Origin of the sequence: Kribbella sp. NPDC050124 (assembly GCF_044460355.1) — a bacterium.
GTDB lineage: Bacteria > Actinomycetota > Actinomycetes > Propionibacteriales > Kribbellaceae > Kribbella.
The window spans coordinates 104,066-117,041 of record NZ_JBITJU010000001.1 but is presented as its reverse complement, the minus strand read 5'-3'; the positions used below and the strand labels follow the sequence as shown (position 1 = coordinate 117,041).

General features: G+C 68.9%; 13 protein-coding genes. 7 read left to right on the top strand and 6 right to left on the bottom strand.

Annotated features, from left to right (window positions below):
* Nucleotides 1-4: 4 nt before the first annotated feature.
* The 3 genes from ACIBL3_RS00625 to ACIBL3_RS00615 all read left to right on the top strand — a co-directional run bounded on the left by ACIBL3_RS00625 (nt 5) and on the right by ACIBL3_RS00615 (nt 1,752).
* Nucleotides 5-490, top strand: coding sequence for a DUF1707 domain-containing protein (locus ACIBL3_RS00625; RefSeq protein ID WP_396351026.1), 486 nt, complete (start codon nt 5-7; stop codon nt 488-490).
* 63 nt (nt 491-553) lie between these two features.
* Nucleotides 554-1,102: a GNAT family N-acetyltransferase gene (locus ACIBL3_RS00620; protein WP_396351025.1), complete on the top strand. Its 549-nt coding sequence runs from the start codon at nt 554-556 to the stop codon at nt 1,100-1,102.
* Nucleotides 1,099-1,752 carry a hypothetical protein gene (locus ACIBL3_RS00615; RefSeq protein WP_396351024.1) on the top strand — a complete coding sequence of 218 codons (654 nt, stop codon included), beginning with the start codon at nt 1,099-1,101 and terminating at the stop codon, nt 1,750-1,752. Before ACIBL3_RS00620 ends, ACIBL3_RS00615 begins: the two co-directional genes overlap by 4 nt.
* Here ACIBL3_RS00615 and dhaM read toward each other — a convergent pair.
* From dhaM to ACIBL3_RS00595, 4 genes are read right to left on the bottom strand one after another with little or no spacing between them, the layout of a single operon-like run.
* Entirely contained in the window at nt 1,734-4,067 is a 2,334-nt protein-coding gene (gene dhaM / locus ACIBL3_RS00610) for a dihydroxyacetone kinase phosphoryl donor subunit DhaM (protein WP_396351023.1), read from the bottom strand. The genes ACIBL3_RS00615 and dhaM overlap by 19 nt on opposite strands.
* On the bottom strand, nt 4,064-4,684 hold the full coding sequence (gene dhaL / locus ACIBL3_RS00605; protein WP_396352289.1) for a dihydroxyacetone kinase subunit DhaL: 621 nt from the start codon (nt 4,682-4,684) through the stop codon (nt 4,064-4,066). Before dhaL ends, dhaM begins: the two co-directional genes overlap by 4 nt.
* Before the next feature lie 2 nt (nt 4,685-4,686).
* Entirely contained in the window at nt 4,687-5,691 is a 1,005-nt protein-coding gene (gene dhaK, locus ACIBL3_RS00600; RefSeq protein ID WP_396351022.1) for a dihydroxyacetone kinase subunit DhaK, read from the bottom strand.
* A gap of 60 nt (nt 5,692-5,751) precedes the next feature.
* Nucleotides 5,752-6,312, bottom strand: coding sequence for an RNA polymerase sigma factor (locus tag ACIBL3_RS00595; RefSeq protein ID WP_396351021.1), 561 nt, complete (start codon nt 6,310-6,312; stop codon nt 5,752-5,754).
* Nucleotides 6,313-6,407: 95 nt separating this feature from the next.
* Here ACIBL3_RS00595 and ACIBL3_RS00590 point away from each other — a divergent pair, with 95 nt between their 5' ends.
* Nucleotides 6,408-7,931, top strand: coding sequence for a serine/threonine-protein kinase (locus ACIBL3_RS00590; RefSeq protein WP_396351020.1), 1,524 nt, complete (start codon nt 6,408-6,410; stop codon nt 7,929-7,931).
* Between the two features lie 125 nt (nt 7,932-8,056).
* On the opposite strand, the gene ACIBL3_RS00585 is transcribed toward ACIBL3_RS00590, so the two are convergent.
* A complete protein-coding gene (locus tag ACIBL3_RS00585; protein ID WP_396351019.1) occupies nt 8,057-8,815 on the bottom strand; it encodes a hypothetical protein in 759 nt (252 codons plus the stop codon).
* 120 nt (nt 8,816-8,935) lie between these two features.
* Nucleotides 8,936-9,628 carry a hypothetical protein gene (locus ACIBL3_RS00580; protein ID WP_396351018.1) on the bottom strand — a complete coding sequence of 231 codons (693 nt, stop codon included), beginning with the start codon at nt 9,626-9,628 and terminating at the stop codon, nt 8,936-8,938.
* A 308-nt stretch (nt 9,629-9,936) separates the two neighbouring features.
* On the opposite strand from ACIBL3_RS00580, the gene ACIBL3_RS00575 reads away from it, so the two are divergent.
* The 3 genes from ACIBL3_RS00575 to ACIBL3_RS00565 are packed head-to-tail and all read left to right on the top strand — an operon-like array spanning nt 9,937 to nt 12,976.
* Nucleotides 9,937-11,223 carry an ABC transporter substrate-binding protein gene (locus ACIBL3_RS00575; RefSeq protein WP_396351017.1) on the top strand — a complete coding sequence of 429 codons (1,287 nt, stop codon included), beginning with the start codon at nt 9,937-9,939 and terminating at the stop codon, nt 11,221-11,223.
* Nucleotides 11,220-12,152, top strand: a complete 933-nt coding sequence (locus ACIBL3_RS00570; RefSeq protein WP_396351016.1) for a carbohydrate ABC transporter permease — start codon at nt 11,220-11,222, stop codon at nt 12,150-12,152. The genes ACIBL3_RS00575 and ACIBL3_RS00570 overlap by 4 nt, the downstream gene beginning before the upstream one ends.
* The gene (locus ACIBL3_RS00565; RefSeq protein ID WP_396351015.1) at nt 12,149-12,976 is read left to right on the top strand and encodes a carbohydrate ABC transporter permease; all 828 of its coding nucleotides are present in this window, start codon (nt 12,149-12,151) and stop codon (nt 12,974-12,976) included. The genes ACIBL3_RS00570 and ACIBL3_RS00565 overlap by 4 nt, the downstream gene beginning before the upstream one ends.

Sequence of the window (12,976 nt, the reverse complement as noted above, 5' to 3'; positions counted from 1 at the left end):
GCGGATGGTGGAGCGGCGGCCGGTCAAGCCGGGGGAGCTGATGGGGCTTGCGGCTGCGGCTGGGCAGGAGGCTCGGGTCGCGGCTGCGCGGCGCAGGATGGCCCCTATCCGGCTGACCGAGGAGGAGCGCCGGATCTGCACCGACGAGCTGGCCGAGCAGTTCGCCGTCGGGCGGCTGGACGAGGACGAGTTGCACGCGCGCATCGACCGGCTGAACGACGCCGTCACGCACGCGGATCTGCAGCCGGTCTTCGCCGGGCTCCCGACGCCGTCGCTGTACCAGCCGGGGCCGCGGAAGCCGAGTCGGTGGCGGTGGGCTGCGTTCGCCGGAGCGGTTTGGCTGGCTGCGCCGTTCTTCCTGACCGGGCTGGTGCTGCTGGTGTTCGGCCGGGAGGTCGCCGCGGCGATCTTCGGGCTGCCCGCGCTGCTGTGGACCTTGGTGGCGTACCGGTGGGCGGCAGGCAAGTCCAAACGCTCCCGCCGACCCTGAGGCCGATGGGGTCCGGGCCAATCCATTTCACCGTGCGGGTGTTGCGGAACTAGCCTGTGGTCCGTGGAGGCTGTGTTGCGGCTCGCGGTGAGTGCGGACGGTCCGGCGATCGCGAAGCTGGCGCGGGCGTCGGTGCTGGACCTGTTCCCGGCGTACTACGACGCCGAGCAGACCGCGAGCGCGGCCGACCACATCACCACGCTGGACCTGGCGCTGATCGAGGACGGCACGTACTACGTGCACGAGGCCGACGGCGAGGTCGTCTCCTGCGGCGGCTGGAGTCGCCGCAACAAGCTCTTCAACGCCAGTACGGCGGGAGCCGACGAGCGACTCCTGGACCCGGCGACCGAGCCGGCCCGGATCCGGGCGATGTTCGTGCGCAGCGACTGGACCCGGCGTGGACTCGGCCGGGCGATCCTCACCGCCTGTGCCGACGCTGCCAAGGCCGAGGGCTTCACCCGACTCGCACTGATGGCCACACTGCCCGGCGTACCGCTGTACCGGGCCTTCGGATTCACCGAGGTCGAGACCGTCGAGCTGCCCATGCCGGACGGTGTACTGCTCGGTGGTGTAGCCATGGAACGCCCCATCGATGAGGAGAACGCCCCATGACTGCAGGCACCACTGTCCTCGCCCCGGACGGGACCGAGGTCGTCCTCGGTGAGATCGGTACTCGCGTGCTGCTGAAGAACTCACGCGTCCGCGTCTGGGAGGTCTCGCTCGCTCCCGGCGAGGCCCAGGGCTGGCACCTGCACCACAACCCGTACGTCGTGCTCTGCCTGTCGACATCCCCGTGTCACATGGACTGGCTCGACGGCAGCCCGGCGCGCCACCTCAACGAGACAGTCGGCGGCTCGGTCTACCGGCCTGTGTCGCTGGTGCACATGCTCACCAACGACGGCGAGTCGCTCTACGTCAACCGCCTGATCGAGGTGCTCGACCTGGGCGAGGAGGCGTCCGGCGACCCGTACTTCGGGATCACCGGTGTGCCGGCCGACGCCGGGTTCGAGCAGGTCGGCGAGGTCCCGGTCAAGGTGGTCGTGGACGAGGACGACGTACGCGTCCAGCACGTCACGCCGGACGCAGGGGAGTCCTACACGTGGCACACAGGTGCGTATCCGGCGCTCGTGGTCGACCTGGACCTGGACAGCCCGGACGTGACCTATCTGGAGCCCGGTCAGAGCTACACGCTGCCCACCAAGGCGACGCGGACGTCCGGCTTCAACCTGGTCGAGCTGCTGTACTACCGCCGTACCAGCTGACGCACCTCTGTGGCGTCCCTGGCCTTGAGGGCCTGGGCTGTTGGGACCTGGGCGAGGTCGGTCTGGCGCAGTAGCGCCTTGACGAGGGGGATCTGCGGTCCGACCGCGCTGAGCTCCTGCACACCAAGGGCTGCCAGCAGTACGGCGCTCTGTGGGTCGCTGGCCAGGTCTCCGCAGACCGCGACCCGCACGCCGGCGTTCCGGACCACGTGGTCGATCAGCTGCAGTACGGCGGGGTCCAGACCGTCGGCCAGTGGGGCGACAGCCGAGTTGGTGCGGTCGGCAGCGGTTGTGTACTGCGTGAGGTCGTTGGTGCCGATGCTGACGAAGTCGAGGCCTTTGGCAAGCGTCTCGATCCGGAGGGCGGCGGCGGGGACCTCGACCATGATGCCGACCTCGAGCCCGTCGGGGCGTGGTCCGAGTTCGTCGAGTGCCCAGGCGACTTCGTCGGCCGTCGTCACCATCGGGAACATCACGTGCACCGGGGTTTCCGTTGCCACCTGGCGGATCGCTTCCAGTTGCTCGCGCAACAGTTGTGGCCGGCGCCGGAAGACGCGGATGCCGCGTTCGCCCAGGAACGGGTTGGCCTCGTGGTCCTGCGGCAGGAACGGCAACGGCTTGTCACCCCCGATGTCCCAGGTGCGGATGGTGATCGGCTTCCCCTGCAGCGCAGTCGCGACCGCCCGGAACCGCTCGACCTGCTCCAGGACTGACGGCGGCGTACGGCGGTCGCCGAAGAGCACCTCGGTCCGCACCAGACCCGATCCGTCCGCCCCGCGGGCGTCGACGGCATCCTGCACGGAGCCGACGTTCACGAGTACGTCGACCGTCCGGCCGTCTACTGTGGTCGCGGGCCGATCGGCAAGCGCGGCGGCCTGGTCGCGCTCGGCTCGTCGCTCGGCGATCGTGGCCTGGATCGTCACCTCGTCGGGCGCGACCTCGAACGATCCATACCGCGCGTCGAACGCCACGATTGCGCCCGCCGGCACGGCGACGTCACCAATCCCGGTGATCAACGGAATCCCGCGCGACCGCGCCACTATCACGCCGTGCCCAGTCGTCCCAGCCGCCCGCACCGCAATCCCGGCCACCCGCCCGGCGTCCACAGTCGCCGCCGTCGCCGCATCCAACTCAGGCACAACGAGGATCCCCTCCGCGGGCCCCTCCACCACGTCACCCGTGAGCACACGCAGAACCCGATCCCGCACGGACCGGACATCCTGCGCCCGCTCCCGCTGATACGCGTCGTCAAGCCCTTCAAACACCCTCGCCAGCTTGTCGTACGTCTGTTTCCACGCTGCGACCGCGGACTCGCCCGCCGAGATCGCCGCCCGGATGTCTCCCAGCGGCTTCCGATCGCGCAACATCGCCAACTGAGCATCGAAGATGCCACCGTGCTCGGTGCTGCCGTCCCGAAGCCGCTCGAGCTGCCCACCAGCCACATCCAAGGCTTCCTCGAGCCGCCGCTGCTCGTCGTCGCCAGGGCTGTAGCCGCTGAGATCGACCTCCGCATCAACAACCACTGCAGGCCCGATCGCCACATCAAGCCCGGAACCGCTGGCTCCCACGGCACTGTCCGTCGCGTCACCTGCGGGTGGCGAGTCACCGAAGTTCTGCTCGGCCAGGTTCGCGATCGCGGCGAGTGCCTCCGCGGTCTGTGGGCCGCTCGCGCCGACCTGAAGCCGATGGCCCTGCAATGCGTTCAGGGTGGCGACCATGCTCAGGCTGCCTGCGTCTACCGGGCCGCGGCCGGTGTCCAGGTCGGTGAGCGTGACCACCGCGTCGAAGGAGTTGACCAGGGCGACGAGTCGCGCCGCCGGACGCGCGTGCAACCCGTGTTCGTTGCTCACTGCAACTTCAATGGTCTGGTCAGAAGCGGCGAGAGCCTCGGTCTGCAAGGCGTTTGAGTCGCCAAGGTGCTCCTGTTTGGCGGCGAGGCCGCGACTCGCCTCCGCGACTACCGCGTCGAGCGAGGCGCCAGTTGATGCAGTCACCACGGCGGCGACCAAACCCTCGACCAACGGTGCGCTGGACAACCGCACCCGCTCAACCAAGGAGGGATCCACGAACTCCAGCGCCATTTCAGCGCTCAGCACAGCGCTGCCAAGATCGAGGAGGACGAGTACGCCGTCCGGGCTGTCGGCCGCCGTGATCGCCTCCGAGACCGCCATCGCGTCGGTGCCGAAGGTCTTCTCGTCCAGCCCGGCCGCGACCGCGATCACCGGACGGTTGTCGTCGGCAACCATCTCGGCGGCCAGGCCGACCGCGGCGGTCGCCAGCGCGTGGCTGTGCGACACCACCACGATCCCGATCATGCGAGAGTACGCGCGGCGGACTCCAGCAGGAGGGTGGTGCTCGTCGCACCCGGGTCCAGATGCCCGGCGCTGCGCTCGCCCAGGTAGCTCGCGCGACCCTTCCGGGCGACCAGCGGAACTGTCGCGTCCCGCCCCTTGGCCGCCGCTTCCGCGGCGGCGTTCAGGGCCTCGGCGAGATCGGATCCGCCCGCGACGGCAGCGTCGTACGCGTCCAGGGCCGGCGCCCAGGCGTCGTACATGGTCTTGTCGCCGAGCTCCGCCTTGCCACGCGCGAGAATGCCGCCGACCCCGGCCTTGAAGGCCTCGCCGATCGTCGCGGGGGTGAGGTCGGCTCCGGCCAGCGCGGTCCCGAAGCGCAGGAAGAACGTGCCGTACAGCGGCCCGCTCGCCCCGCCGACCTTGCTGACCAGCGTCATCCCGGCCTTCTTCATCAACTCGTCGACCGAGTCGAACGAGGACTCGTCCAGCAGCGCGACGACCGCCTGGAACCCGCGGTCCATATTGGCCCCGTGGTCGGCGTCCCCGATCGCCGAGTCGAGCTCGGTCAGGTACGCCGCGTTGTCGTGCAGGGTTCCCGCGGTGTCGCGCAGCCAGTTGACGAAGTTGTCGACTCCCATGCTCACGCGCCCCAGCGTAGGCCGGGGGTGTTCACCGGTGCGTCCCAGAGCCGTACCAGTTCGTCGTCCGCCTTGAGCAGGGTGACCGAGCAGCCGGCCATCTCCAGCGAGGTGATGTAGTTGCCGACCAGGGAGCGGGCGACGGTGATGCCGGCCCGGTCGAGCAGCTGCGCGACCTCGTTGTACATCAGGTACAGCTCGATCAGCGGCGTGCCGCCCATGCCGTTCACGAACGCGATCACCGAGTCGCCCTGCTGGTACGGCAGGTCGCCGACGATCGGGTCGACCAGCATCGCCGCGATGTCCTTCGCCGGTGCCAGCGGCAACCGCTGCCGGCCGGGCTCGCCGTGGATGCCGATGCCGACCTCCATCTCGTTCTCGGCCAGCTCGAAGGTCGGCTTGCCGGCCGCCGGGACGGTGCACGAGGTGAGCGCCATCCCCATGCTGCGGCCGCTGTCGTTGACCTTCTTGGCCAGGTCGGCGACCGCCTGCAGCGGACGGCCTTCCTCGGCGGCGGCGCCGACGATCTTCTCCAGCAGCACGGTCACACCGACCCCGCGGCGACCGGCGGTGTAGAGGCTGTCCTGGACCGCGACGTCGTCGTTCGTCACCACCGACAGCACCTCGGTGCCGGCGTCGGCCGCGGCGAGCTCGGCGGCCATCTCGAAATTCATCACGTCGCCGGTGTAGTTCTTCACGATGTGCAGCACACCGGCGCCCGCGTCGACCTCCTTGGTCGCCGCCATCATCTGGTCGGGAACCGGCGAGGTGAACACCTCGCCCGCGCACGCCGCGTCCAGCATCCCGAGCCCGACGAACCCGCCGTGCATCGGCTCGTGTCCCGACCCGCCACCGGAGATCAGCCCCACCTTGCCGGGTCTCGGCGCGTCCTTGCGGTACACGATCCGGTTCTCGTGATCCACCCGCAGCCGGTCCGGATGCGCTGCCGCCATCCCCCGCAGCGCCTCACTCACAACATCACCAGGTTCGTTGATGAGCTTCTTCATGCCCCCATCTGAGCACACCCCAGCCCGCCTGCGGGAGCCCCCAAACCTACCCCCGAGTGCTCAGTCCTTCGGGCGGAGCAGGGGGCGGACGACCTCGCGGGCGTCGTGGATACGGGACTTCACCGTGCCCAGCGGAGCGCCGACCTCGGCGGCGATCTCCTCGTACGACAGCCCGTAGACATCACGCAGTACCAGCGGGGTCACCATCTGCGGCCGGTCGCGCTCCAGGGTCTCCAGAGCCTCGAGCAGGTCCAGCCGGGTGCCGGCGATCACGCTGGTGGTGCGCGGGTCCGGCTTCTCCATCGTCTCCGGGTTGTGCGCCGCCTGCGCGCTGCGCTTCAGCTTCCGGTACGTCGACCGCGCCGAGTTGGCCGCGACCGAGTGCACCCAGGTGGAGAAACTGCTGCGCCCGGAGTACGTGTGGATCTTGGTGGCGATGTTCAGCAGCGCTTCCTGGGCCGCGTCCTCGGCGTCCGCGGAGTACGGCAGCACGCTGCGGCAGATCCGCAGGACGCGCGGATGGACCAGCCGCAGCAGGTCGTCCATCGCGTGCTTGTCCCCGGCCTTCGCGCGCTCCGCCAGGGCTCCGAGGTCGTCGGTCGGGCTGCTGCTCTCGCTCATCTGCGCCTTTGCTTGTCAATCGTCCCCGGGCATGGGACTCCCAGTGATCCATAATGCCCTCTATGGGGGTCCCAAGCAGGCTAGGCCGTTACGTCGTGCGACGACGCCTGGGCTCGGGCGGTTTCGCTACGGTATGGCTCGCTCACGACGAGCAACTGGACGCCGAGGTGGCGATCAAGGTCCTCGCGGACAACTGGGGACACGACGACACGGTCCGCCGCCGGTTCCTCGAGGAGGGCCGGTTCCTGCGCCGGGTCGAGTCCGAGCACGTGGTGCAGGTGCACGACGTCGGCGAGCTCGAGGACGGCAGGCCGTTTCTCGTGCTCACGTACGCCGATCGCGGCACGCTGGCGGACCGGCTGAAGAAGGAACCGCTGCCGCTGCCCGAGGCCGTCGACGTGGTCGTCCAGGTCGGCCGCGGCCTGCAGGCCCTGCACCGGCGCGGTCTGCTGCACCGTGACGTGAAACCGGCGAACGTTCTGTTTCGCAGCACGGACGAGGGTGAACGCGCCGTGCTGTCCGACCTCGGCCTGGGCAAGTCCCTCGACGAGGTGTCGCGAATCACAATGCCCGGCGGCACCCCGTCGTACGTCGCCCCCGAACAGGCCATGGGGGAGCGGCTGGACCAACGCGCCGACCAGTACTCGCTGGGAGCCGTCGCGTACGCCGCTCTGACCGGGCGGTCACCGCATCAGGTCGACGGGCTGGGCGCGGCGTCCCGGGTCGAGGCGGCGCCACCGCCGAGCACGCTGGGGTACCTGCTACCGGAGCAAGTCGACCTCGCCATCGTCCGCGCGCTCGAACCGGACCGGGAGAAGCGCTGGCCGGACGTCCAGTCGTTCACCCGCGAGCTGGTCGGCGCCCTGAACGAGACCACCCACGACTTCGTCCCGCCGAAGGTCGCGGGCCGGGAGACGATCGCGATCTCGGTCTCCGATGATCTCGGCGAGAACACGGCACTCAGCGACGAGAACAAGCCGACGATCGTGAAGACGCCGGCGTCCGTCGAGACCGTCGCTGCTCCGACCGAGCTGCCGGCCGCCGCTGCAGAGGCTGAACCGGCGCCCGCTGCCGAGCCTGGGCCGCCGAAGCGACGGCGGGGTCGCTGGGTCGTGGCCGCCGTACTCGCGCTGATCGTGGGCGGCGGAGCCGGCTTCGTGGGCCAGCGGTATCTGGCGGAGCGGGAGGTCATCACGGTCTCGCAGGGCGGGTTCTCCGTGGACATCCCGCGCGGTTGGGCCAGGTCGGTGGCGCAGTCGGAGTGGCAGCCGCCCGGCAGCAACAACCCCTACCCGGCGATCCGGGTCAGTCAGAACGCCGACTGGGCGGCGAACGGCACCCCCGGCATCTTCATCGGGGTGGCGAACTCGAAGCTCGCCCTTCCGGACACGTCACAGTTCGGTTGCAGTAACGACAACGATCTCGAGGGTCGGAGCGTGCAAGGCCAGAAGGTCACCGCGCGCGTCTCAACCGACTGTGGCGATGCCGGTATGGTGCTCCTCCAGCGAGTCGTGGACCGGGGGGCCGCGGGCTCGATGCTCGTCCAGGTCATGGTCCCGGACGCTGACCGTCTGGTCCGCGCGACGGAGATGGCCGATTCGGTGACGTACTCCGGTTGAGGAAGCCTGAATGCCCTTCTCCAGCGAACGGCTCCGGCCGTCGCCTGCCTTCGTCCAGTCCACCCGCCGCCGCTTCTACCGCCTCCGCTCGACCATCTTCCGCCTCATCTGGCCGGTCAACTGACTCAGCTGGGCTTCTCTGAGCTCGAGCCTGACAGCGGGCTGTCTCGCCGTACGACGTTGGCGGCGGCCTTGTCGAGCACGGTCATCAGGGCGTCCTTGTCCTGCGGGAGACCGGTGGAGCTCATCTCGACCGCGCAGAGGCCGCTGTCGTCGGCGACCCAGCGGACGATCACGTAGCGGAGGATCGCCTTCGGAGCCAGCGAAGCGGGGGGCACGTAGGTGTACGACAGCGTCGCGTACTTGCCCTCGGTCGTGCTGGAGATGATCTTCAGCATCTGGTCCGGGGACAGCTTCTCGAGCTCCTCGATCCGCGCCTCCATCGACGCGGCCGGCAGGCGCTGGATGGTGAAGCCGGACTCGATCCGGAGCCAGCGCTTGCCGGTCGGGTCGGTGAAGCGCGCGGTCCGCGGCGGGTCGGGCTGGGTCATGTTCCAGCCGGACGGCACCCGGGCGGTGACCGCCGACTTGTAGACGTAGCTGACCTCGAACGTGCGGCTCTTGTAGCGCAGGTCCCCGGCCTCGAGCGGGGGCGAGTTGTCCGGCACGATCTTGCGCGGTGGCGCCGTCGGCGTCGGAGTCGCCCCGGGTCCCGGCGTCGACACCTGCGGGCTGCCCAGCGGAGCCGCGGCTCCGGTCGTGGCCGCAGACGACCGCTCGACCGCGGTCAAGAGGCCGATCCCATACCCGCCGGCACCGCCGAGCGCGGTGATGACGACCAGTCCCGAACCCAGCAGAGCGCCTACAGTCCCCCGACGAGCCACGCCTGCCTCACCTCCCCAGATCTCCCCTACTCCCACAGACACCGTAGCCCGGCGTGGGGTTGCTGCAGCCGCGTAACAATTCCGTGAAACGACCCCTTCGGGCACCGCCGGACAGTCTGCTCAACTGGTCTCGCGCACGGTTCGGGTCGCCGCCTGCAGCACCTCGCCGAGGCCGTCCGCGTCCTGCGGGAGCCCGGTGATGCTCATCTCCACCGTGGTGAGGTCGTCCCCGGTCGCGACCCAGCGGACGATCACGTACCGGAGGGTCTCTTTCGGGATGAACGTGTAGATCAGCGTGGACACCGTCCGCGGCCGGCCGTCGTATCCCTCGACCTGCTCGTCGGACTCGCTGAGGATACGCAGGTCGTTCTCCGGCGCCTGGCTCTGCTTCAGGGCGACGACGAGCGCCGCGCGGGCGTCCGCCGGCGTCTGCTTCGGCTCGACCGCCTCGACCCGGACACCGCGCTCGGTCAACCGGTCCAGGAACTTGACCTCCGCCGGGGCCTTCTTGTCCTGGGTCAGCCGCCAGTCGTCCGGTGTCTCGATCGACACGTGCACCCGCTGGCCGTCCTCGCGGGTGACCGTGAAGGTACGGCGCTTGTAGCTCAGCCCGGTCTCCAGCCCCACCACGTCGCTCGGCACGGGCGTCTTGACGGGCAACGACGGCGTTGGCGCCGTCACCTCGCCGAGTGGCGCCGCCTGGCCGGTCGCGGTGGGGACGGGAACCTCGGTGCGGTCGCCGGTGAAGTAGCCGGCGGTCGCGCCTAGGAGCGTGATCAGCAGGATGCCGCTGACCAGAATCGGACGTTTCACCGGTGCACCGGTCCGGGCGTCACGCGGCTCCGGCCGGTCCCGTCGTACGGCGTGACGATGCGCAGCACGTCGTCGTACGGCGTGCTGTTCGACGGAACGCGGGCGGGAACGGGCACGGCGACATCTTCTCAGGCGACCCGGGCAGCCAGCCAAACAGCGGCCAGCGACTGAATCCTTTCAACGAGGTCTTGACACCCTCCAGGGCCGTCCGTAGCGTCCCGGCTGAAGAAAGTAACACGACTTCACGATTACTTCACATCACCAGGCGGTATTTCAGGGGCTCTCGCCCCGCGGCTCAGGAGGAACTCATGGCATTCGATCAGTCCGTCAGTCGGAGGCGGCTCCTGCAGCTGATGGGCGGCGCTGCCGCCGTCGGCACACTGGCCGCCTGTGGTGGCGGGAACGGCGGTTCGGCGTCGTCCGGCGGCCAGCTGAAGGTGATCGGCGCCGGCAGCCAGGAGGCCGGTCTGCGCAAGGCGCTGGACGAGTACAAGAAGGCGCACTCCGACTTCGACTTCAACCTGTCGTTCTCACCCGCCGACCAGCTGCAGACCGCGCTGCGCGCCCAGCTGGCGGCCGGGAACGCGCCCGACCTGCACGCGGTCTACCCGGGCAACGGCAGCGCGATGTCGATGGTCCAGCTGAGCAAGGCGAACCTGCTCGCCGACCTCAGCGACCAGTCCTGGACCCAGAAGATCCCGACCGGGTTCAAGGGCGCGTTCCAGAACGACAGAAAGACGTTCATCTTCTCGCCCGGGACCAGCGTGCTCGGCGCGATCTACAACAAGAAGGCGTTCGCGACCGCCGACGTCGAGCCGCCGAAGACGTGGTCGGAGCTGCTCGCGGTCTGCGACAAGCTGAAGCAGAAGGGCATCGTCCCGATCGCGCTCGGCGCCCAGACCCCGTGGGTGACCCAGCTGATCGACTACGCGCTGGTACCCGGCACGGTCTACGCCAAGACGCCGGACTTCGACGACAAGATGACCGCGGGCAACGCGTCGTTCGCCGACTCCGGCTGGGCGGACGCGATGGACAAGTACCTCGAGCTGCAGAAGAAGGGCTTCTTCAACGACAACCCGAACGGGACGACGTACGAGCAGGCCACCTCGATGGTCGGCACCGGCAAGGCGGCGATGGCCGTACAGGTGTCCGCCGTACTGCAGGCGTTCCGGGAGGCCGCACCGTCGCCGGACGACCTGGGCATGTTCCCGTTCCCGGCCACCGACGTCGAGGCGGACAACTGGATCCCCGGCGGCGTCGTGGTCGGCATCGCGATCAGCGCCAAGAGCAAGAAGGCCGACCAGGCGAAGAAGTTCATCGAGTACTGCGGCCAGCCGGACGTCGTGAACGCCTGGGCCGAGGCGGTCGCCTGCGTCCCGCTGTACTCCGAGGGCGAGGCCAAGGTGGACCCGGTCCTGAAGCCCTTCCTGCCGTACCTGAAGGACAACAAGGCCGTCCCGTTCATGGACCAGCGCTGGCCGAACGCCGAGGTCCAGCCCACCCACTTCGCCGTCGTCCAGGAACTCCTCGGCGGCAAGACCACCGTCGACGGCGCCCTGAAGAAGATGGACGAGGCCTACCGGAAGTCCGCATGACGGTTTCCTTGCAGGCGGTACGACGCGACGCCGTGAAGACCTCACGGCGTCGCGGCGGCGGGATTGCGCCGCCGTGGTTGTTCGCGGTGCCGGCGTTGGTCGTCTACGCGCTGGTGATGCTGTACCCGAGCATCGCGGGGGCGGGGTCGGCGTTCACGGACTGGTCCGGGGTCGGGGAGCAGCGGTCGTTCGTCGGGCTGGAGAACTTCAAGCAGCTGGTGCACGACGACCAGGCGTTGGGCGCCTTGCGCAACACGCTGCTGCTGACCGTCGCGATCGTCGTGGTCCAGAACGGGATCGGCCTGCTGCTCGCGCTCGGCGTCCACTCCGGGATCAAGAGCCGGATGGCGTTGCGGGTGATCTTCTTCGCGCCCGTCGTGGTCAGCCCGGTGATGGTGTCGTTCCTGTGGAAGTACGTGTACAACCCAGCGCCCGACGCCGGGCTGAACGCCGCGTTGAACGCGATCGGTCTCGGGGCGTTGCGGCAGGACTGGCTCGGTGATCCGTCGCTGGCGATCTGGTCGGTCGCGTTCACGGTGATCTGGCAGTGCGCCGGGTACTCGATGGTGATCTTCCTGGCCGGGCTGGAGGGTGTGCCGCAGGAGCTGCAGGAGTCCGCGATGGTGGACGGCGCCGGGCTGTTCGCGCGGTTCCGGCACATCACCTGGCCGCTGCTCGCCCCGGCGACGACGATCAACGTGATGCTGTCGACGGTCGGCGGCCTGACGCTGTTCACCCAGATCATCGCGATGACGAACGGCGGACCCGGGTACGCGACCGACACGTTGTCGACAGTGCTCTACAAGCAGGCCTTCGTGTACGGGAAGTTCGGCTACAGCACCGCGGTCGCGCTGGTGCTGGCGATCTTCGTCGCGGCCGTCTCCTTCATCCAGATCGGCTACCTGCGTTCGAGGGAGACGACGGCATGAGGACCGGCTACCGCCCGCGCACACTGGTGCGTGAACTCGTCATGATCGCGGTCGCGATCGCCTTCCTGTTCCCGGTCTACGCACTGGTGACGCTGGCGTTCAAGGACCCGTCGCAGATCGCGAATGAACCGCTGTCGGTGCCCAACCCGCCATCAGTGGGCAGCTTCGGCGAGGCGTGGCAGTCGGCCTCCCTCGGGTCCGCCTTGCTGAACAGCACGCTGATCACGGTGTCGAGTGTCGTCATCCTGATCGTGCTCGGGTCGCTGGCGGCGTACTTCCTCGCCCGTACGGCGTCCCGGCTGAGCTACAGCCTGTACATCCTGTTCCTGGTCGGCATCATCCTGCCGTTCCAGCTCGGCATGATCCCGCTGTACCAGCTGGTCAACGACCTCGGCCTGCTCGGCACGTACCAGGGGATGATCCTGTTCTACACCGGCATCCAACTGCCGTTCACGGTGTTCCTCTACACCGGGTTCATCCGGTCGCTGCCGGCCGACTACACCAACGCCGCGCTGATCGACGGCGCCTCGCACCTGCAGGCGTTCGGGTACGTGATCTTCCCGCTGCTGCGGCCGATCACCGGCACCGTGCTGATCCTCAACGCGGTGCACATCTGGAACGACTTCTTCACGCCGCTGCTCTACCTCGGCGGTTCCGGCCGGGAGACCGTCCCGGTCCGGGTCTTTGCCTTTGTCAACGAGTACACCTCGGACTACGGCCTCGTCGCCGCCGGCCTGGTGCTGGCCGCGCTGCCCATCCTGCTCGTCTTCCTGGTCCTCCAGCGGTACGTCATCCGCGGCTTCTCCAGCGGCCTGAAGGGATAA

What these genes read in the sequence shown, in the direction of transcription:
- ACIBL3_RS00625 (WP_396351026.1), top strand. Translation starts at nt 5, where the DNA reads ATGGTGGAGCGGCGGCCGGTCAAGCCGGGGGAGCTGATGGGGCTTGCG.
- ACIBL3_RS00615 (WP_396351024.1), top strand. Translation starts at nt 1,099, where the DNA reads ATGACTGCAGGCACCACTGTCCTCGCCCCGGACGGGACCGAGGTCGTC.
- dhaM (WP_396351023.1), bottom strand. Translation starts at nt 4,067, where the DNA reads ATGATCGGGATCGTGGTGGTGTCGCACAGCCACGCGCTGGCGACCGCC.
- dhaL (WP_396352289.1), bottom strand. Translation starts at nt 4,684, where the DNA reads ATGGGAGTCGACAACTTCGTCAACTGGCTGCGCGACACCGCGGGAACC.
- dhaK (WP_396351022.1), bottom strand. Translation starts at nt 5,691, where the DNA reads ATGAAGAAGCTCATCAACGAACCTGGTGATGTTGTGAGTGAGGCGCTG.
- ACIBL3_RS00595 (WP_396351021.1), bottom strand. Translation starts at nt 6,312, where the DNA reads ATGAGCGAGAGCAGCAGCCCGACCGACGACCTCGGAGCCCTGGCGGAG.
- ACIBL3_RS00575 (WP_396351017.1), top strand. Translation starts at nt 9,937, where the DNA reads ATGGCATTCGATCAGTCCGTCAGTCGGAGGCGGCTCCTGCAGCTGATG.
- ACIBL3_RS00570 (WP_396351016.1), top strand. Translation starts at nt 11,220, where the DNA reads ATGACGGTTTCCTTGCAGGCGGTACGACGCGACGCCGTGAAGACCTCA.
- ACIBL3_RS00565 (WP_396351015.1), top strand. Translation starts at nt 12,149, where the DNA reads ATGAGGACCGGCTACCGCCCGCGCACACTGGTGCGTGAACTCGTCATG.